This is a genomic window from Myroides albus, from assembly GCF_009711045.1.
GTDB lineage: Bacteria > Bacteroidota > Bacteroidia > Flavobacteriales > Flavobacteriaceae > Flavobacterium > Flavobacterium album_A.
In genome coordinates, this window is record NZ_WMJX01000010.1 from 35,489 (window position 1) to 56,621 (window position 21,133).

The 21,133-nt window shown below is 33.4% G+C and carries 19 protein-coding genes; 4 read left to right on the plus strand and 15 right to left on the minus strand.

From position 1 onward, the window contains the following. Nucleotides 1-4: 4 nt before the first annotated feature. The 3 genes from GJV76_RS06520 to GJV76_RS06530 form a co-directional block, all read right to left on the minus strand. Nucleotides 5-541 carry a hypothetical protein gene (locus GJV76_RS06520; protein WP_155091837.1) on the minus strand — a complete coding sequence of 179 codons (537 nt, stop codon included), beginning with the start codon at nucleotides 539-541 and terminating at the stop codon, nucleotides 5-7. A 13-nt stretch (nucleotides 542-554) separates the two neighbouring features. Beyond that, the gene (locus tag GJV76_RS06525) at nucleotides 555-971 is read right to left on the minus strand and encodes a hydrolase (protein WP_230381505.1); all 417 of its coding nucleotides are present in this window, start codon (nucleotides 969-971) and stop codon (nucleotides 555-557) included. 93 nt (nucleotides 972-1,064) lie between these two features. Continuing rightward, nucleotides 1,065-1,829, minus strand: coding sequence for an MBL fold metallo-hydrolase (locus GJV76_RS06530; RefSeq protein ID WP_155091839.1), 765 nt, complete (start codon nucleotides 1,827-1,829; stop codon nucleotides 1,065-1,067). Nucleotides 1,830-1,910: 81 nt separating this feature from the next. Between GJV76_RS06530 and GJV76_RS06535 the strand changes: the two genes are divergently transcribed. Beyond that, entirely contained in the window at nucleotides 1,911-3,356 is a 1,446-nt protein-coding gene (locus GJV76_RS06535; RefSeq protein WP_155091840.1) for a TonB-dependent receptor, read from the plus strand. A gap of 37 nt (nucleotides 3,357-3,393) precedes the next feature. Here the strand turns inward: GJV76_RS06535 and GJV76_RS06540 are convergent, their stop codons facing one another. From GJV76_RS06540 to GJV76_RS06550, 3 genes are all read right to left on the minus strand, one after another. Then, nucleotides 3,394-4,659 (minus strand): acetyl-CoA hydrolase/transferase family protein, encoded by a 1,266-nt coding sequence (locus GJV76_RS06540; protein ID WP_155091841.1) that lies wholly within the window; start codon nucleotides 4,657-4,659, stop codon nucleotides 3,394-3,396. A gap of 104 nt (nucleotides 4,660-4,763) precedes the next feature. Further along, nucleotides 4,764-5,168: a DUF3995 domain-containing protein gene (locus GJV76_RS06545; protein ID WP_155091842.1), complete on the minus strand. Its 405-nt coding sequence runs from the start codon at nucleotides 5,166-5,168 to the stop codon at nucleotides 4,764-4,766. Nucleotides 5,169-5,230: 62 nt separating this feature from the next. Then, nucleotides 5,231-5,791, minus strand: a complete 561-nt coding sequence (locus tag GJV76_RS06550) for a Crp/Fnr family transcriptional regulator (RefSeq protein WP_155091843.1) — start codon at nucleotides 5,789-5,791, stop codon at nucleotides 5,231-5,233. Between the two features lie 122 nt (nucleotides 5,792-5,913). On the opposite strand from GJV76_RS06550, the gene GJV76_RS06555 reads away from it, so the two are divergent. The 3 genes from GJV76_RS06555 to pheT all read left to right on the plus strand — a co-directional run bounded on the left by GJV76_RS06555 (nucleotide 5,914) and on the right by pheT (nucleotide 11,033). Further along, the gene (locus GJV76_RS06555; protein WP_155091844.1) at nucleotides 5,914-8,085 is read left to right on the plus strand and encodes an endonuclease MutS2; all 2,172 of its coding nucleotides are present in this window, start codon (nucleotides 5,914-5,916) and stop codon (nucleotides 8,083-8,085) included. Beyond that, a complete protein-coding gene (locus tag GJV76_RS06560; RefSeq protein ID WP_155091845.1) occupies nucleotides 8,085-8,498 on the plus strand; it encodes a thiol-disulfide oxidoreductase DCC family protein in 414 nt (137 codons plus the stop codon). The genes GJV76_RS06555 and GJV76_RS06560 overlap by 1 nt, the downstream gene beginning before the upstream one ends. 99 nt (nucleotides 8,499-8,597) lie before the next feature. After that, on the plus strand, nucleotides 8,598-11,033 hold the full coding sequence (pheT, locus tag GJV76_RS06565) for a phenylalanine--tRNA ligase subunit beta (RefSeq protein ID WP_155091846.1): 2,436 nt from the start codon (nucleotides 8,598-8,600) through the stop codon (nucleotides 11,031-11,033). A 587-nt stretch (nucleotides 11,034-11,620) separates the two neighbouring features. On the opposite strand, the gene sucD is transcribed toward pheT, so the two are convergent. The 9 genes from sucD to yaaA all read right to left on the minus strand — a co-directional run bounded on the left by sucD (nucleotide 11,621) and on the right by yaaA (nucleotide 21,095). Then, nucleotides 11,621-12,493, minus strand: a complete 873-nt coding sequence (gene sucD, locus GJV76_RS06570) for a succinate--CoA ligase subunit alpha (RefSeq protein WP_155091847.1) — start codon at nucleotides 12,491-12,493, stop codon at nucleotides 11,621-11,623. Nucleotides 12,494-12,628: 135 nt separating this feature from the next. Beyond that, nucleotides 12,629-13,564: a UDP-3-O-(3-hydroxymyristoyl)glucosamine N-acyltransferase gene (locus GJV76_RS06575; protein WP_155091848.1), complete on the minus strand. Its 936-nt coding sequence runs from the start codon at nucleotides 13,562-13,564 to the stop codon at nucleotides 12,629-12,631. 22 nt (nucleotides 13,565-13,586) lie between these two features. Further along, on the minus strand, nucleotides 13,587-14,153 hold the full coding sequence (efp, locus tag GJV76_RS06580; RefSeq protein ID WP_155091849.1) for an elongation factor P: 567 nt from the start codon (nucleotides 14,151-14,153) through the stop codon (nucleotides 13,587-13,589). A gap of 28 nt (nucleotides 14,154-14,181) precedes the next feature. Further along, complete coding sequence (lpxA, locus tag GJV76_RS06585) at nucleotides 14,182-14,967, minus strand: acyl-ACP--UDP-N-acetylglucosamine O-acyltransferase (protein WP_155091850.1); 786 nt, start codon at nucleotides 14,965-14,967, stop codon at nucleotides 14,182-14,184. A 9-nt stretch (nucleotides 14,968-14,976) separates the two neighbouring features. Beyond that, the gene (locus GJV76_RS06590) at nucleotides 14,977-16,371 is read right to left on the minus strand and encodes a bifunctional UDP-3-O-[3-hydroxymyristoyl] N-acetylglucosamine deacetylase/3-hydroxyacyl-ACP dehydratase (protein ID WP_155091851.1); all 1,395 of its coding nucleotides are present in this window, start codon (nucleotides 16,369-16,371) and stop codon (nucleotides 14,977-14,979) included. A 43-nt stretch (nucleotides 16,372-16,414) separates the two neighbouring features. Next, nucleotides 16,415-17,431 carry a UDP-3-O-(3-hydroxymyristoyl)glucosamine N-acyltransferase gene (gene lpxD, locus GJV76_RS06595; protein WP_155091852.1) on the minus strand — a complete coding sequence of 339 codons (1,017 nt, stop codon included), beginning with the start codon at nucleotides 17,429-17,431 and terminating at the stop codon, nucleotides 16,415-16,417. Nucleotides 17,432-17,461: 30 nt separating this feature from the next. Further along, a complete protein-coding gene (locus GJV76_RS06600; protein WP_155091853.1) occupies nucleotides 17,462-18,700 on the minus strand; it encodes an HD domain-containing protein in 1,239 nt (412 codons plus the stop codon). A 100-nt stretch (nucleotides 18,701-18,800) separates the two neighbouring features. Continuing rightward, nucleotides 18,801-20,303, minus strand: a complete 1,503-nt coding sequence (hutH, locus tag GJV76_RS06605; RefSeq protein WP_155091854.1) for a histidine ammonia-lyase — start codon at nucleotides 20,301-20,303, stop codon at nucleotides 18,801-18,803. A gap of 24 nt (nucleotides 20,304-20,327) precedes the next feature. Then, complete coding sequence (yaaA, locus tag GJV76_RS06610) at nucleotides 20,328-21,095, minus strand: peroxide stress protein YaaA (protein ID WP_155091855.1); 768 nt, start codon at nucleotides 21,093-21,095, stop codon at nucleotides 20,328-20,330. Nucleotides 21,096-21,133 lie beyond the last annotated feature (38 nt).

A 21,133-nucleotide genomic window follows, 5' to 3' on the forward strand; every position in this document is an offset into this window, starting at 1 on the left:
TCACTTACTCCGTCAATTCCTGATCCGGACTAATGATATTCATTTCTATTGTTTTAGCAGCAGAAAAGACCGTTTCTCCCTTTTCTTTCAAAACCATATCTTCTCTGGTATCCAACTCCCAACCCTCATTGCTGTAAAGACCACTTATATTCTTTTCTTCTAACAGAATACTCTTTAACTCATTAGGTAAAAAGATCTCTGCGAACTTTTTGTCTTCACTTACTATAACAAAGCAACTTACCTGGTTCTCATCAATATCATTTTCTTCATCTATAATTTGCTCGTGTAAGACACTATCTTCTTCGATCGGATTTAATCTAAACCCTTCTTCGAAAGGTCGAATACAACCTTTGCGGAGTTTACTCCAACGATATGCTGCAGAATAAGTACAACCATGCTCATCTTCCTCCCCCACAATAGTCTTTCCTCCATCAGTTAAAACAGTAGGAGGTTCATTTTGACTCTTATTGTCCTTTAGCACAAAGTCACAAGAAACAAACATTGAACTAATTAATAAAACAGAAATAACTAAAGCTCTCATATTAATTTATCGTTTATTTATTATTGTATAACACAGTTTCGATTGTCTCGAAATCAGTAGGCTTGCCTTCACTGTAGAAATACTTAACAAGTACTTCTCCCCTTAAATCTCCAATAAAAAACTCAGCAATCAACCAACGGTGATTCAAGATACTCACTTTATTAATTAAAGCTTTGTCGTCATTTACCTTACCGTAAGGAACCAAAGGATTGCCATTCTCTTGATGATTTAAAGCCAATACTTGTTCTTTTATACCTGCAAGATTATCATCTAAAGTTTTATAGTTAAAATACTCTTGAGCATCTGAATTGCCATCAATAGAAAAATACTTTGCTTCATTCAATTCCATTACTACTGACTTCAGAGAATCTCGTATAATATCAATCCTCTTATTAGCAATTTCAGTCTTTTTCTCTTCTGACCTAGTCATATTTTTATTCGTTGCATACAAAAACACAATGATTAAAAGTGAAAATACGAATAGGTAAAAAAAAGCTTTATGTCTCATTATATAGTGGTTATTTTAAATTTTAATTTGCAAGTTATCATAGGCCAAATATACGTTTTTTGGCAGAACTTTCTCTACTTCTGCATGAAATCCTAAGTCTTGTGCAATGTGGATTAAATAGGTTTTTTCAGGATTGATATCTTGGATAAATGCCAAAGACTCCTCAAGATTAAAGTGAGTAGGATGCTCATTTACTTTCAAAGCATTTACGATTAATACTTTGCAACCTCTTATCTTTTCCCTTTGACTCTCATCAATATACTTTGCATCCGTAATATAAACTAAGTCACCTAATCTATATCCAAGAATAGGCAAATTGCCATGCATAATATCCAAAGCTTGTATTTCCTTGTTTTTAATATAAAAAGGAGTAGATGAGTTAATTAAATTTTGTTGAACTGAAGGAGCTCCTGGATACCTGTTCTCAGTAGCAAAAATATAATCATATCGCTTCTTCAAAGCCTCCATTACTTGCTCAGAAGCATAGATAGGCAAGTCACCGTACAACAAGCTGAAAGGTCTAATCTCGTCCAATCCTGCGATATGATCAGCGTGTTCGTGTGTAAATAAGATTGCGTCGAGATACTCACACTTCGCACTTAACATTTGCTGTCTAAAATCAGGACCACAATCAATAACAAGTGTTACATCATCCCACTTTATTAGCACAGAAGTTCTAAGTCTTTTATCTCTTTGATCTGTACTGTGTGCTACTGGGTGATCAATCCCAATTATTGGAATCCCTTGTGATGTACCTGTTCCTAAAAAATATACCTCCAAAACATTTAATTTTATTACAAAAGTAAGGTTTATCTTTTTTTCTTGTACGATATTTGTTACGTTTGTTTAAAAAGCTAATTAATGAAGAAATTTTCAGAAGACTTAGTATTAGAAGGAGATAGATTAATTGAACACCAACCCGCTATCTCTGATAAAGCATTACGCATAAATTTGAACAACAATATTTATGGTACTTTTGCTGAAATTGGTGCAGGACAAGAAACTGTAAGACATTTTTTCCGTGCTGGAGGTTCCTCAAGAACAATCGCTAAAGCAATGTCTGCCTATGATAAAGTATTTAGTGATGCTATTTACTCTGTAGAAGAAGATGGAAGATACGTTACTGAAAGTAGATTAAACAAAATGTTAGATTACGAAACGCGTAAATTAGAAGACCGATTAATACGCGAAGACAATCCTAACAAAACTTTTTTTAGCTATGCCAATACTGTAGCTACTATTGATTACGCTAAGAAAAACAAAGGACATGGATGGATTGGGATAAAGTTTCAATCAGAGCCTGACCAAGCTTTTAGCAAAATAGTTCTACACATTCAATTCAAAGAAACTGATTCTAAACTACAACAAGAAACATTGGGTATTTTAGGAGTGAACTTAATCTATGGTGCTTACTACCAAAATCACGACCCAAAAAAACTTATACACAGCCTATATGATCACTTGGATAAAGATCAAATAGAAATTGACAGTATCAACTTTTCTGGACCTTTATTTCAAGACGTTGACAATAGACTAATGAGCTTGTTCTTGGTAAAAAATGGTATGACAGATGCAGTGATGTTTGGCAGTGATGGACAAAGCAAACTACCAGCTAATGTACTATACAAACAAAACATTCTTGCCCTTAGAGGTAGTTTTAGACCTGTGACAATTGTAAATATGGATATGACACAGAAGTCCATAGATATGTTTATACGAGAGAATGACTTGAATAGACAAAATACAACAGTTGTTTTTGAAATTACTCTTTCTAATTTACTAACAGAAGGGGAAATAGATGAAATAGACTTCTTACATAGAGCTGATCTTCTGTGTTCTTTAGGGCAAACTGTTATGATTTCCAATTTCCAAGAATACTATAAACTAACTGAATATTTCTGTACTTATACTGATCAGAAAATTGCAATGAGTTTAGGTGTAAGTAGCTTATTGAATATTTTTGAAGAAAAGTACTACAAAAACTTGACAGGTGGAATATTAGAGGCCTTAGGTAAACTATTTAGAAAAAACATGAAGATTTACCTTTACCCTATGATGGATAAAGAGAAGAATATTATCAATTCTACTAATCTGAAAGTAGATATTCAGATGAAAGAACTATATAAATTCTTCAAAAAACAAGGACAGATTGTCGACATTACTGAATATGAAGAGAAACACTTAGGAATCTTCTCTCGTGATGTATTAAAGCAATTACAAGAGAAGAAAGATGGATGGGAACAACAACTTCCTGCAGGTATCTCTCAAATGATAAAAGAAAAAGAGTTATTTGGATACAAAAACTAATAAAAAAACTCCCTGTCAAAACAGGGAGTTTTTTTATTTACTTTATACTCTCGTAGTACGTCTTTAATATTTCTTCTCTAAAATCTGGATGTGCAATTTCTACCATTGCTGACACACGTTGCTTTAAGGTTTTACCATACAAATCAGCTACACCATATTCTGTCACAATATATTGAGCATGCGCACGAGTGGTTACCACCCCTGCTCCTTGTTTTAAAAAGGGAACGATGCGATTATGTCCTTTATTACTTGTAGAACTCAAAGCAATGATCGCTTTTCCTCCTTTACTCAAAGAAGCTCCTCTTACAAAGTCCATTTGACCTCCAACGCCAGAATACATCTTTACTCCAAGTGAATCTGCACACACTTGTCCTGTTAAATCAACTTCTAAGGCAGAGTTAATCGCTACAACTTTAGGATTTTGTCGGATAATAGAAGTGTCATTGACATAACTTGACTCTTTCATCACAATAAAAGGATTGTTATCTACAAATTTGTACAAGCGCTCTGACCCCAATAAAAAGGTTGCAAGTGCCCTACCCTTTGCTATTGTTTTTCGAGAACAATCAATTACTCCACTTTCTATCAAATCAATTACCCCGTCTGAAAACATCTCCGTGTGCAAACCTAAATGCTTATGAGAAGTCAACTGAGATAAAACAGCATTAGGAATAGAACCAATCCCCATTTGAAGCGTACTTTCATCTTCTATCAATTCTGCTACATACTGCCCTATAACCTTCTCTGTATCTGTGATAGGCAATTGCTTACTCGCATAAATCGGCGAGTGATGTTCTACTGCTAAGTCAATTTTTGATATGTGCAATACACTATCTCCAAATGTACGTGGCATATTCTTATTGACTTGGGCAATGACCCATCGAGCATTCTCCATAGCAGCAACAGTTCCTTCTACTGAAACACCTAATGAGCAAAAACCATGTTCATCAGGAGGTGAAACTTGAATAAGAACAACGTCTATTTTCAGTACGCCTTTTCGAAATAAAGTAGGTACTTCACTTAAAAAAACGGGCGTATACGATCCGTTCCCTTCAGTTATTGTGTGTCTTACATTCTTTCCTATAAAAAATGAATTTACATGAAAACTATCAGCCAAAGAAGGATCAGCATAAGGAGCAGGTCCTTCTGTGTGAATATGACAAAATTCAACATTTCTCAATTCACTGGCGCGATCACTTATCGCTTTCGTTAATATATTAGGGGTTGCCGCTGCGGCATGTACATAAATTCTATTGCCTGATTCGACTACTTTCGCAGCTTCTTCTGCTGATACATATTTCATAAGTATGCGCTATTTTAGTTTGTAAAAAGTCTTATTTAAAGTCCTTACAAATTACAAAAAATAAAAACACAGAATACCTGATATACATCATTGAACAGAAAGATTTAGCCTATAAAAATGAATAAAAACAAATTAGAAACACTTAGATAGATACATAGAGGAATAAAGTACTTTTTATCACAAATGGCAAAAGTAGTATTGGTAATCTTCTTGAATATCCCAACATATTTAAAATCACCTATCACTCTTAATCCAAAAAGCACAAACAATAACAAATATAGGTAATTAACGTAACCAACTAATATGTAAGGAAACACACCAAAGAAAAGTAAAAAAAAAGCCACACAAATAGTTCCTAAAACACTTGGTTTAAATACTTTTCCACTTAACTGAGAGGGCAATACGCAATCTAAAGCTCTTTTACCTCCAAATGCCCAGTAGAAGTGAATAAAAGAGAGAAAAATAAAAATTACAAAATTTAAAAACTGAATAATTGAAAATAGAGTCATACCCTTAATTAATTTGAATGTATAAGACAAAGATAGCTTGCATTCAAAACATAAAAATTCACTTAAGTTAATCTTTCTTGAGTAATTCTCTTTCGAATTCTTGATAAAGACTGAGCAGTTATTCCTAAATAACTTGCAATGTACTTTTGAGGAACTTGCTCAAAAATCTTTGGTGTGTCAGACACAAGTTGTAAGTACCGCTGTTCTGGATTCAAAAAAAGTAAAAAATCAATGCGTTTTTTAGCTTGTAAAAAAATAGCCTCTGCCATTATTCTACCAATACGCTGAGCCTTTAAAGAAGTCTCATAATATCTTAATAACTCCTTTTTATAAATGATACTTACCTCTACATCATTTAAAGCTGTAATAATTAGATTAGAAGGTTTTCCCGTTAGTATTCCTTCATAGTTAGTAAAGACATCATTCTGCAAATAGAATGAGAAAGATACTTCTTTTCCATTTTCTTCTATATAATACATTCTCAATGCTCCTTTATTTACAAAGCCTACAAAATCACAAGTCTCTCCTAAACTAAGTATCTCATCACCTTTTTTAAACTTTCTATACTTTACTTTATCTTGCAACTCATGTAATAACTCTTGTCCTATCTCAGTACTTTTCATTTTTCTAATTTCTATTTTAGATTAACCTATCTAAAGTAGAATTTTTAAAACAATCCGATCTATATAAAATCAGAATATTAGCAAATAATACTATTTTTGTAGTTCTAATTTTTTACAATCGAATGACATCAATAAATAAGAAGACATTAGAAGACTTAGAATTTGATTCAGTATTAGAAACTGTATCCGAATTGTGCGTAACTGAATCAGGTAAACAAGCTGCTTTAGAAATTACGCCATTTCGCAGTGCACAAGAAACAATTAAATCACTAAAACAAACTTCAGAATACGTTTCTTCTTTTACTAATAATAACATAATTCCCAATCACTATTTTGACAGTATTTCATACGAATTAAAGTTCTTGGGTATTGAGGATAGTTTTTTAGAAGTTAGTAGTTTCAAAAAGATATTCTCACTAACTGACACAACGATTAACTTACTGATATTCTTAAAGAAATTCGAGGAATATTATCCATTTTTGTATGAAGAAATACAGGAAGTAATCGTTGAGAAAACAATTTTAAAGTCAATAGAAAACGTATTAGACAAATATGGAGAGATTAAAGACAATGCTTCTATTGATTTATTAAATATTCGCAAGAACATCAATATTGTCCGTGGAAAGATTAATCAAAGTTTTGGACAAGCCTTAACGCAATACAACAGCTCTGGGTATTTAGACGATATCAGAGAAACTGTCGTCGAGAATAGACGTGTACTTGCTGTAGTTGCAATGCACAGACGCAAAGTAAAAGGAAATGTATTAGGACAATCGAAAACAGGTAGTATTGTTTATATAGAGCCAGAGGCGACTATGAGATTCTCAAGAGAACTCAATAACTTAGAATATGAGGAAAGAGAAGAAATAGTTAGAATACTTAAAGCTCTAACAAACACTATACGCCCTTTTAGAGATGTATTAATTGAATACCAGCATTTCCTTACTTATATCGATGTAACGGCTGCTAAGGCTAAATATGCTAATAAAATAAATGGTTTGTTACCTGAGATAACAAAGGAAAAAACATTGTATTTCAGAGAAGCATACCACCCTATTCTATATTTGAGTAACAAATCTAAGAGAAAGACAACTTATCCCCAAACGATATCACTCGAAGAAGACAGTAGAATCATTGTGATTTCTGGACCTAATGCTGGTGGTAAAAGTATTACACTAAAGACTGTAGGTTTACTTCAACTTATGCTCCAATCAGGTTTGTTAATTCCTGTTCACGAGCGAAGTAAAACTTTTCTATTTGATCGAATATTGACAGACATTGGAGATAATCAATCTGTAGAGAACCACTTGAGTACTTACAGCTATCGATTAAAAAACATGAATTACTTTTTGAAAAAATGTAATGACAAAACACTTTTTTTAATTGATGAATTTGGTACAGGGTCAGATCCTGAACTTGGAGGTGCACTTGCGGAAGTATTCCTAGAAGAATTCTATGAACGCAATGCCTATGGAATCATCACCACGCACTATACTAATCTAAAAATATTAGCAGATGAGTTGCCAAGTGCTACCAACGCAAATATGCTCTTTGATGAAAAATCATTAGAACCTATGTACAAATTAAATGTTGGTCAAGCTGGTAGTTCATTTACATTTGAAGTTGCACAGAAGAATGGTATTCCATTTAGCTTAATAAATCGCGCTAAAAAGAAAGTCGAAAGTGACAAAGTTCGCTTCGACAAAACAATTGCAAACTTGCAGAAAGAGCGACATAAAATGGAGCGCACGTCAAATAACCTAAAAGAAGAAGAAACACGTGCAAGACAGGAGAGTAAAAGGCTTGAGGAAACTAATGCGAGAATACAAGATAAATTAGAAAGGTATCAAGAACTTTTTGACGCTAATCAACGCCTACTATATCTTGGACAAAAGTTAGATGATCTCTCTGAAAAATACTTTAATAACAAAAGTAAGAAAACACTTTTTAGCGAACTTTTAAAAGTGGTAGAAATAGAAAATTCTAAACGAAAAAAAGTAACAATTAAAGAGAAAAAAGAAAAAGAAAAAGTTCAGAAAGAAGTAATAAAAGAAGTTGAACAGAAGGTTGAAATAATTCGTCAAGAGAAGAAAGAAGAAAAAGAAAAGAAGAAACAACAAGATCAAAATAAACCGAAGTTTCCTTTAAAAATCGGAGATCGTGTTAGAATGATTGATGGTAAGGCTGTAGGAACAATTGATGTAATTGAAAAGAACAAAGCCACAGTTAATTATGGTATCTTTACTTCAAAAGTTGATTTAGAACAACTGGAAATGGTAGAACGAAAAAAATAATGATAGCTTTCCCTAAAAATAAGAAAATAATCCTTTTTGACGGTGTCTGTAATTTCTGTGACAGCACCGTCCAAAAGATTATTGCAGCTGATAAAAAAGATCAGTTTAGATTCACTTCTTTAGATTCTGAAATAGGAAAAGAAATTCTACAATACATCGGAGTTGATCGCAGTAAGATTGATAGTATTGTTTTGTACGAACCAGGCAAAGCCTACTATATTAAATCTAAAGCGGCCTTTCAGATAGCATCCTACTTAGGTTCTTACTATTCTATGATAGGAATATTTTCAATATTCCCTCAGAAATTAACAGATTCCATCTATGATTTTATAGCCCGTAATCGCTATAAATGGTTTGGTAAAAAAAGTGAATGCCCTATCCCCTCTCCAGAGATCAGAAATAAATTTTTATAATTTCTTTTAGCACACTGCTATTTAGAAATATTTAATCATAAATAATTTCCCTTAAACTTTCGCAATGCTTATATTTGCGTACTTATAAAAATTATTCGAATGCATATTTCATACAATTGGTTAAAACAATTCATCAAATTAGACATTACACCAGATGAGACTTCTGAGATATTAACAGACTTAGGTCTTGAAGTTGAAGGAATTACTCATTACGAAAGCCTTAAAGGTGGTTTAAAAGGAGTTGTTGTTGGACATGTACTATCATGTACAAAACATCCTAATGCTGATAAGTTAAATGTAACGAAAGTAGATTTAGGAGCAGGTGAGCCAGTACAAATCGTATGCGGAGCTCCCAACGTTGCAGCTGGGCAGAAAGTAGCAGTGGCGACAATTGGCACTGAGCTATTTGATGCAGAAGGAAATGCATTTCAAATTAAAAAAGGTAAAATACGAGGTGAAGAAAGCTTCGGAATGATATGTTCAGCAGTAGAATTAGGTGTTGGAACAGATGGAGATGGTATCATGGTACTTGATCAAAATTTGACACCAGGTACTCCTGCAGCTGAAGTATTTAATATTGTTACAGACGAAGTATTCGAAATCGGACTAACGCCAAACCGCTCTGATGCTATGAGTCATTGGGGAGTTGCAAGAGACCTTAGAGCTGGACTACTTCAAAATTCAAAAGAAGAAATCCAACACAAAGAGCTAATTACTCCTTCTGTTAGCAAATTCAAAGTTGAAAGACGTACATTAAAAATTGATGTAAGCGTAGAAGACTATAAAAGAGCTCCAAGATATTGTGGGGTTACTATTTCGGGAATTGAAGTTAAACAATCACCTGAATGGTTACAAAACAGGCTGAAAGCGATAGGAATAACACCTAAAAACAATATCGTAGACGTTACTAACTACGTTTTACACGATTTAGGACAACCTATGCATGCATTCGATGCTGCCAAAATAAAAGGTGGGAAAGTAATCGTTAAAACAGTTGAAGCAGGAACAAAATTCAAAACATTAGACGATATAGAAAGAACACTACACCAAGATGATTTAATGATTTGTGATGAGAATGGACCTATGTGTATGGCTGGGGTTTTTGGAGGAACAAGAACTGCTGTAAGCGAAAACACAACTTCTATCTTTTTAGAAAGTGCTTATTTTCACCCTGTAGCAATTCGTAAAGCTGCGAAAAGACATGGATTAAATACTGATTCTTCTTTCAGATTCGAAAGAGGTATAGATCCTTCTATAACAGAATATGCTTTAAAACACGCTGCTTTATTGATCCAACAGGTTGCTGGGGGAGAAATAACTTCTGATATCGTTGATTTGTACCCTAAGAGAATTGAAGATTATTCTGTATTCTTGAATTTCAATAATATCAACAGAATTTTAGGAGAAGAAATCTCTAAAGAGACAATCAAAAAAATATTAGTATCTCTTGATATAAAAGTACATAGCATGTCTGATGTAGGTCTTGGAATTACAGTACCCGCATATCGTGCAGACGTAACAAGAGAAATTGATGTAATTGAAGAAATACTAAGAGTATACGGTTTTAATAATATTACCTTTTCTTCGAAATTAAACGCAACGATTTCTAATAATTCGAGAACTGAAGATCACAAAGTTCAGAATACGATTTCAAATTTGTTAGTTAGTCAAGGGTTCTACGAAATTATGTCTAACTCTTTAACTACTCCAGATTATAGTAATTTATCAGAAAGCTTAAAATCAAGTTTTCAAGTTGATATACTCAACCCATTAAGTCACGATTTATGTGTGATGCGACAAACTTTATTGTTTGGTGGGTTAGAAGCTATCGCTTATAACATTAACAGAAAGAGAACAGATTTAAAACTTTTTGAATTTGGTAAGTCTTATCACAAAATGCTTGGAAGCTTTGAAGAACACAAGCACTTTGCATTATTTGCAACAGGTAACGGTACCAAAGCAACGTGGAACTCTACCCCTAAAGCAACAGACTTTTTCGAGTTCAAAGGTTATATCAATGGAATTTTGATGAGATTGGGCTTAAGTAAAGCTACCACTCAGCCAACAGATAATGATGTTTTCTCTGAAGGTATAGCATATTACATCGGAAAAGATTTAATTGTTGAATTTGGTATCTTGAAAAAAGCAATTTTAAAAGAACTGGATATTAAACAAGAAGTTTGTTACGCAGATTTCAATTGGGAAAATGTTTTAAAATTCATTTCTGAAAAGATTAAATTTACAGAGATTAATAAATTCCCTTCTGTTAAACGCGATTACGCTCTTTTAATAGACGAACATATTACATTTGACCAAATCTATAATATCGTAAAACAAGTTGATAAGAACACAATTAAAGATGTTACTTTATTTGACGTTTATCAAGGTGATAAGATAGAGGAAGGTAAAAAGTCTTATGCAATCTCTATTTTAATGGAAGATGCTTCAAAAACATTGACTGACAGTCAAGTTGAGAAGATAATGGGAAAAATAAAATATCAACTTGAGAATAATCTAAATGCTCAATTGAGATAAAAGTTAATACAATATAAAAGAGGCAGTATCATAGTGATACTGCCTCTTTTTTTAGCTTATCACCCTAACATTACGATACAATAAAACAGTGATTGTTTAGTCATCCGTAACTCACTAAAAAGACAAATAATTATCCTTTTATTAATGCATTAACCATTAGGGAGTTTACAACAGAAGATTGCTACATTTCAACCTAATCTTAAACAACTACAGTTTCCCACTCTACTGTAAAGTTGTTTCTGAATATCCTCTAACAATAACACCTCTCATATAATTAGCTATAATATTAGTTAAGAAAAGAAAGCTCATACCTAAACAAACCGTTAGGTTTACAACTAAAGAAAAAATGACTAACAATTTAGTTTGAAAAATATATTAGACGATCCTTCATAATCAATTTCAAAAACGATTCGTCCAAATACTATATTTCATTCATTTCCCTCCAAGAAAGCACAACTAAACTTAATTTGTTACTTCCATTAGAGTAATAGGTAATATCCAAATCTATATGTATTGATGTAGATACAATACAAAAAAAGCTCCCAAGAAATCTTGAGAGCCTTATACTATAAAATGTATTCAGGTAATTAACCTAATACTTCTTTTACTTTCTTACCTATTTCAGCAGGAGAATCTACTACGTGGATTCCACATTCTGCCATAATACGTTTTTTTGCTGCTGCTGTATCATCAGCACCTCCAACAATAGCACCAGCATGTCCCATTGTTCTACCTTTAGGAGCTGTTTCACCAGCAATAAATCCAATTACAGGCTTTTTATTACCATTCTCTTTAATCCAACGTGCAGCATCTGCTTCTAATTGACCACCGATTTCACCAATCATAATGATTGCTTCAGTTTCTGGATCAGCCATTAACAATTGAACAGCCTCTTTTGTTGTTGTTCCAATGATAGGATCTCCACCGATACCGATAGCAGTTGTAATTCCTAAACCTTGTTTCACAACTTGATCTGCAGCTTCATAAGTTAAAGTTCCTGATTTAGAAACAATACCTACAGTCCCTTTTTTAAATACGAAACCTGGCATAATACCAACTTTAGCTTCACCTGGAGTAATAACACCTGGACAGTTAGGTCCAACTAAACGACAATCTCTTGTTTTGATGTAATCATAAGCTTTGATCATATCTGCTACAGGAATACCTTCAGTTATACAAATAATAACTTTAATTCCCGCATCTGCAGCTTCCATAATAGCGTCTGCAGCGAATGCTGGCGGAACGAAAATAATAGAAGTATCTGCACCTGCATTATCTACAGCTTCTTTTACTGTATTGAATACTGGACGATCTAAATGAGTACTTCCTCCTTTACCTGGAGTAACACCACCTACAACGTTTGTTCCATATTCAATCATTTGCGAAGCGTGGAATGTACCTTCACTACCAGTAAATCCCTGAACGATTATTTTTGAATCTTTATTTACTAAAACACTCATGATCTTGTTTTTATTTATTTAAACTTACTCTCACAAAAATAAACAATTCTATCAAGCAATAAAACTTTTTATCTTAGTTAAACGTTAAGTTATATTAATATTACTAACTAATTCTCCCTTGATAACGAAAAACGATTATAACTGTTTCACTTTTTCCATTATTTCAGGAATACGTTTGACGTATGCAATCTGTTTCAACTTTTCGCGAGACTCCTCAGCTGGGTAACCAAAGTACACCTTACCTCCTTCTAAAGATTTAGATACACCTGATTGTGCTAAAACAACAGCTTTTGTACCAATTGTGATACCACTTGTTGTCCCTACTTGCCCCCATAGAGTCACTTCATCTTCTATAACTACACAGCCAGCAATACCACACTGTGCAGCAATCAAGCAACGAACACCAATTACTGTATCATGTCCTATATGAACTTGATTATCAATCTTAGCTCCTTCTTTAATAGTCGTATCTCCTGTAACACCTCTATCGATAGTACAAGCAGCACCGATACCAACGTTATCTTCAATAACAACACGACCACAAGAAACCAATGGATCAAATCCTTCTGGACGCTTTTTGTAATAAAAAGCATCTGCTCCTAAAATAGTACCAGCATGAATAACAACATTATCACCTATAACGGTACCATCGTATATAACTACATTAGGATGGATAAGACAGTTTTTTCCAATCTTTACGTTATGCCCAATAAATACGTTTGGTTGAATAACAGTTCCCTCGCCTATAACCGCATCTTCAGCCTGAACTTTTAATGCCGGTTTAAAAGGATTAAAGTATTTTGACAACTTATTAAAATCTCTAAAAGGATCATCCGAAATCAAAAGAGCTTTACCCTCAGGACATTCAACATCTTTATTGATTAGAATAATTGTTGCATTTGAATTTAATGCCTTGTCGTAATACTTTGGGTGATCTACAAAAACAATTTCTCCTTCTTGTACAACGTGAATTTCATTCATACCATACACCAGAAAATTAGAATCACCAACAAACTTACAACCTATAATATCAGCAATAGTTTGTAAATCTTGAACTTTTGCAAAACGCATAGTCTACCTTATCTGAAATTAATTATTCCTTGATACGCTCAATGTAAGCGCCATTTGTTGTATCAATTTTGATTTTATCACCTTCATTGATAAATAATGGTACATTCACATTAGCACCTGTTTCAACAGTTGCCGGTTTAGTAGCATTTGTTGCAGTATTTCCTTTTACACCAGGCTCAGTGTATGTAACTTCTAATATAACAGAAGCTGGCATATCAACAGCTATTGGCAACTCAGTTTCTGTATTAATTTGAACCATTACATTCTCTCCTTCTTTCAATAAATCTGGAGCATCTAAAATATCTCTAAGTAAAGTAATCTGCTCGTAATTTTCAACATTCATAAAGTGGAACTGATCTCCCTCTGGATATAAATATTGAAACTTATGAGTTTCTACTCTTACAGGATCGATTTTATGTCCTGCTGAAAAAGTATTTTCCAATACTTTACCATTAGTTAAACTTTTCATTTTAGTTCTAACAAATGCAGGTCCCTTCCCAGGTTTAACATGTAAGAATTCTACAATTTTATAAATATCATTGTTATACTTAATGCATAAACCATTTCTAATATCAGACGTCGTTGCCATTGCTTTTAATATATTTTAGTATTACTAATTAATAAATTCCCGAATATCCTCTCATAATTCCTCTCGATGAATTACGGATAAACATTAATATTTCATCACGTTCTGGTGTAGCTTCCATTTCAGCTTCAATTAATTCCAAAGCTTGTGTAGTATTAAAGTTCTTTTGATATAAGATTCGATAAATATCTTGAATCTCTCTAATTTTTTCAGGTTCAAAACCTCTTCTTCTCAACCCTACAGAGTTAATACCTGCATATGAAATTGGCTCACGTGCAGCCTTAATATAAGGAGGAACGTCTTTTCTCACCAAAGTACCTCCTGTAATGAAAGAATGAGAACCAATAGTACAGAATTGGTGTACAGCTACAAGACCAGCTAATACAACATAGTCACCAATTGTTACGTGTCCTGCCAAAGTACTTGAGTTAGAAAAGATACAGTTATTACCAACGATACAATCGTGTGCAATATGACTATATGCCTGAATCAAACAGTTACTTCCTATTACGGTTTTATATCTATCTTTTGTTCCTCTATTTATAGTGACACACTCTCGAATAGTTGTATTATCCCCTATTTCTACAGTAGTTATTTCACCTTCAAATTTTAAATCTTGTGGTTCAGCAGAAATTACAGCACCTGGAAAAATCTTACAGTTTTTCCCGATTCTAGCTCCTTCCATGATAGTCACATTCGAACCTATCCAAGTTCCCTCACCAATCTCAACGTTATTATGAATCGTTGTAAAAGGCTCAATAACTACATTTCGTGCTATCTTTGCGCCTGGATGAACATATGCTAAAGGCTGATTCATATTCTTCTTTTATAAGTTATTTATCTTTGATATTTGAGCCATTAATTCTGCTTCTGCTACTAACTTACCATTTGCATATGCATAACCTTGCATATGACAAATACCACGTCTGATAGGAGTGATTAATTCTAATTTAAAAATCAAAGTATCACCTGGGAATACTTTATTCTTAAATTTCACATTATCCATCTTCATGAAATAAGTTAAATAATTTTCTGGATCTGGAACAGTACTTAAAATTAATATACCTCCTGATTGTGCCATTGCTTCACAAATCAATACACCAGGCATTACAGGTGCTCCAGGGAAATGTCCTACAAAGAAAGGCTCATTCATTGTAACATTCTTAACACCCACTACGTGAGTATCAGACATTTCTAATATTTTATCTACTAACAAGAAAGGTGGTCTATGTGGTAATAGCTCCATAATTCTTGTTACGTCCATAAAAGGCTCTTTGTGTAAATCATATGTTGGAACATGATTTCTTTTCTCATTGCGAATAATCTTAGACATTTTCTTAGCAAATGCAGTATTCACAGCATGTCCTGGTTTATTTGCAATAACTTTTCCTCTAATACGAGTACCGATTAAAGCCAAATCTCCTACAACATCTAAAAGTTTATGTCGAGCAGCCTCATTTGGATAATGCAAAGTCAAATTATCCAATACCCCATTCGGTTTCACACTAATTTGATCTTTACCAAAAGCTTTCTTTAAATGCTCCATTGTCTCTGGAGAAATTTCTTTATCCACATAAACAATTGCATTATTCAAATCACCGCCTTTTATAAGACCATGAGCTAACAACGCTTCTAATTCATGTAAAAAACTAAATGTACGAGCTTCAGAAATATCTTCTTTAAAATCACTCATAGACTTTAAAGTAGCATTCTGAGTCCCCAACACCTTTGTACCAAAATCTACCATTGCAGTAATTTGGTAACTATCCGAAGGCATGACAATAATCTCACTTCCTGTAGCATCATCAACATAAGAGATAACCTCTTTTACAATATATTCATATCGCTCAGCATCTTGTTCTACTACTCCTGCTTTTTCTACAGCCTCTACAAAGTATTTTGAAGAACCGTCCATAATTGGAGGCTCTGAAGCATTCAACTCAATAATAACATTATCTAAATCACATCCAACTAATGCCGCTAATACATGCTCTGTTGTTTGAATACGAACTCCTTTTTTCTCTAAATTCGTACCACGTTGCGTGTTCACAACATAATTAGCATCTGCTTCAATAACAGGATGCCCTTCTAAATCCACTCTAACGAAAGTAAATCCGTTGTTTACAGGCGCAGGTTTAAAAGTCATTGTAACCTCTTGTCCTGTATGTAAACCAACTCCTACTAAAGTAATCTCGTTTTGGATGGTTTTTTGCTTAACCATAATTAAATCTTTTTAGTTTTGATAGGCTATAATTAAATATAAACTAATACTTCTTTTTTAAAAGTTCTACGTCCTCGGCTAATTTAGCAAGATTTTTAAAATAACTGTACGATCTTAAAAAATCTGCATGCCCCAACGCTGGAGTACCTTGAACAGCTGAATCATTTTTCAAGTTTTTAGTAACTCCTGATTGCGCTTGTATCTTAACATTATCTCCAATTGTCAAGTGCCCTACAATACCTACCTGTCCTCCAATTAGACAGTGCTTTCCGATTTTTGTAGAACCCGCAATTCCCGTTTGAGAAGCGATAACAGTATTTTCGCCAATCTCAACATTATGTGCTACTTGAATTTGATTATCTAACTTAACTCCTCGTCTAATAATGGTAGATCCTAAAGTAGCTCTATCAATTGTAGTACCTGCTCCAATTTCTACATTATCTTCTATAATCACATTACCTATTTGAGGAACCTTATTGTAAGTTCCATCTTCATTTGGAGCAAATCCAAAACCATCAGAACCTATAATAGTACCTGCATGTACAATACAATTATTTCCAATAATCGTTTCAGAGTATATTCTTACTCCTGCAAATATTATAGTATTATCTCCTATAACTACATTATCTCCTATAAATGAGTTCGGATATATCTTTACATTATTACCAATCTTAGAATTACTTCCTATATATGAAAAGCTACCAAGATACAAATCATCGCCATGAACAGCTCCTTCCGAAATAACAGCATATTGCTCAATCCCAGATTTCATTAATTTCACTTGATTATAGTATTCCAATAATTTAGAAAATGACTTGTAAGCATCATCTACTTTAATCATTGTAGTTTTCACTTCTTGATCAGGAGTAAAACTTTTATTAACGATAACCACAGATGCTTCCGTAGTATAAATATGATTTACATACTTAGGATTCGCTAAAAAAGATAACGAACCTTCTTTCCCCTCTTCAATTTTAGACAAAGTGCTAACTTGAACCGATGGGTTCCCAACAACTTCACCACCTAAAACTGATGCTATTTGTTCTGCTGATATTTTCATTAGGGCAAAAATATAAAATATAATTGAAATTTAACTTTGAAAAGTATTTTTTGGATAACAAACTAAATACTTGGTAACTGTTTTTGTCAGTGGCTTTAAATTAAGATGATCCGATACCTTCAGAACATCAACTACCTCCCCATCTTTTTTCAGAATCATAATAGGCTGCTTCTCTTTGCTATATGCTTGATTCTTTAATTTTCCTTGGAAAGCAAAGTAATTAGCAGACTCTAATTTTAAACCATACTTTTCGGCGACAACTGTTTTTAAATTAGCTATCTTACTTTGAAGTTCTTCCTTATTATTAAAAACTTCTATACGCAATAAATCTCTATTGACAATCATTTTACTTAGGGTTGACAGGATAAAGTCCTCATGAAATTGCCAACTCTTAAGTGCTCCCATAATATCTGAATCATCCAATAATGAAAAATTCTCCAAAGCCTTGTCTTCAAACTCTTCAATGTCTATCTGATTGTACAAAAAGAATGACAATGCCTCACTTGCCCAAAGTTTTTTACCCCTGCTACACAATTCCTTAGCACGTTTTAAAATGCGAACCAAAATCAATTCAGCACACACACTTGTCTTATGCAAATAGGCTTGCCAATACATCAACCTACGTGCTATTAAAAACATCTCTACAGAATAAACACCTTTCTCCTCAACAACTAGATTATCATCTACCACATTTAACATCTGAATGAGGCGTTCTGAATTAATATTACCCTCTGCCACACCGCTATAAAAACTATCCCTTTTAAGATAATCTAATCGATCCATATCCAATTGACTGGATATTAATTGCAACATAAAATTACGATGATACTCTCCTTTAAAAATTTTAATTGCCAAATCTAATTGACCATTAAATTCCTTGTTGAGTTTTTTCATGAATAGCAGAGATATCATCTCGTGATGAACCCCTTCTACTATACTATGTTCCATAGCATGTGAGAATGGTCCATGACCAATATCGTGTAATAAAATAGCTACATATAGAGCCGTTTCTTCTTCTTCAGATATTGCAACTCCTTTAAATCTCAAAACTTGGACAGCTTTTTGCATTAAATGCATACAGCCTAAGGCATGATGAAATCTCGTATGATGAGCTCCTGGAAACACCAAATAGGAAACTCCCATTTGCGAAATTCTTCTAAGTCTTTGAAAATAGGGATGCTGTACCAGATCATACAACAATGAATTAGGAATAGAGACAAACCCATAAATTGGGTCATTCAATAACTTTAATTTATTTGTAGTTGCCAACTATATATAGTTTAATAAATTCTAAAACAAATATATTAAAAAACCACATCTTTATCTCTAAAAAAATGTGGTTTAATATAGTTTTAGTAATTAATTTCGATTAATCTTCTAAATCAATTTGAAAAGTTTGCAAGAATCCTACTGTTTTTTCAATATCATAATGCAGTATTCTATCTTCTGAAACAAAAGACACTTCATCGCGATATGTTTTCACAAAAGCCTCTATAAAATCACTCGATTTCATTGGTCTTCTAAACTCCAAAGCTTGCGCTGCATTAAAGAGCTCAATAGCCAATATCCTCTCTAAATTTTCTACTACCTTAAATGCTTTAGTTGCGCCATTAGCACCCATACTCACATGATCCTCCTGTCCATTACTTGAGACGATACTATCCACACTTGAAGGAGTTGCCAATTGCTTATTCTGACTCACAATACTCGCCGCTGTATATTGCGGTATCATAAAACCAGAATTTAAACCTGGATCAGAAACTAAAAAAGCAGGTAAACCTCGAAGCCCAGATATCAACTGATAAGTTCTGCGTTCCGAAATACTTCCTAATTCAGCAATTGCTATACTCAAAAAGTCAAGAGCTAACGCCAAAGGTTGCCCATGAAAATTACCTCCCGAAACAATCAAGTCATCTTTATGAAAGATATTAGGGTTATCCGTAACAGAGTTAATCTCAGTTTTAAATACGCGATCAACATAGTCAATTGCATCCTTTGAAGCACCGTGAACTTGCGGTATACATCTAAAAGAATAAGGATCTTGTACATGCTCTTTTTCCCTACTAATCAATTCAGACCCTTCTAAAACTTCATTAAAAAACTGAGCAGTCAAAATTTGTCCTTTATGAGGACGAACGTAGTGAATCAATTCATTAAAAGGCTCTATTCGCCCGTCAAATGCCTCAAGTGACACCGCACCTATCAAATCAGCTAAATAAGAAAGCTTTTTTGACTTTAACAACGCATAACAACCATAAGCACTCATAAATTGCGTACCATTTAACAACGCCAGGCCTTCTTTTGATTTCAAGACAATTGGTTCCCAACCATACTTCTCTAAAACCTTAGAAGCAGGTTGTCTAAATCCCTCACAGTACACCTCTCCTTCACCAATCAGAGGGAGTGATAAGTGAGCCAATGGCGCCAAGTCCCCTGATGCTCCCAAAGAACCTTGTGTATACACAACAGGTAATATATCGTTATTGTAAAAATCAATCAATCGCTCTACAGTTTCCAACTGAACACCAGAATGACCGAAGCTCAAAGATTTCACTTTCAACAGCAACATGATTTTCACAATCTCCTCAGGCACTAAGTCCCCAGTCCCACAGGCATGTGATTTCATAAGATTTTCTTGTAATCTTGACAAGTTACTATTGTCTATCTTCACATTACACAAAGAACCAAACCCCGTATTTATTCCATATATAGGATCCGCTTGAGTATCCATTTTTTTATCTAAATAATCACGGCAGTTTACAATATTTGCCCTTGCTTCTTCAGACAACTGTATCTTCTGATTTTGAGTTAAAATCTCATTTAGCTTTTCAATCGTAAAAATATCCGAGCTGATATAATGTATCATTTCCATAAAATAATTGGCTAACTTATTTATTTATCTTGTAAAAACTAACTTATTTCCTTTAGATTCACTTTCACTCAAAGCATATCCATCAATATTGAATTTTTTTAATCCATCAATATCTTCCACATTGTTATCCAAAATATATCTAACCATCATTCCCCTTGCTTTTTTAGCATAAAAACTAATTGTCTTTAATTTGCCATCACGCAACTCTTTAAACTCAGGTATAACTAATTTTCCTTTTAAAACCTTAGTATCGATTGAACTAAAATACTCATTACTCGCTAAATTGACCACCAACTCATCTTGTTTCAATTCCTTATTCAAAGCAGAAGCCAGCACAGGCTTCCAGAATTCATATAAGTTTCCAAACTCGTTAATCGCCAATTTAGTTCCCATTTCTAATCGATAAGGCTCAATCTCATCGAACGGTCTTAAAATACCATAAAGTCCAGACAAAATCCTTACTTTATCTTGAAGCTGATCATATTTCTCATCTTTAAGAGAATACGCATCAAGCCCAACATAAACATCTCCATTAAAAGCAAAAATAGCTTGTCTAAAATCTTGCTTGTTCTTCTCTGACTTTTGGTAATTTCTTTCCTGATTTCTTTTCCAGTTCAAATCAGCAAGTGCATTAGATATCTTCATTAAGTCCATTAAATCCATTGGAGTTTTGGATTTAAGAACTTCATTAATTGTTTTTGATTCTTTTAAAAATTGAGGTTTTGTCACAATATCAACAGGTATACTCGTCGTATAATCTAAACTTTTAGCAGGTGATATTAAAATTTTCATAGTGTCATTTTTTATTTATCCAAATATAGTAGTTATCA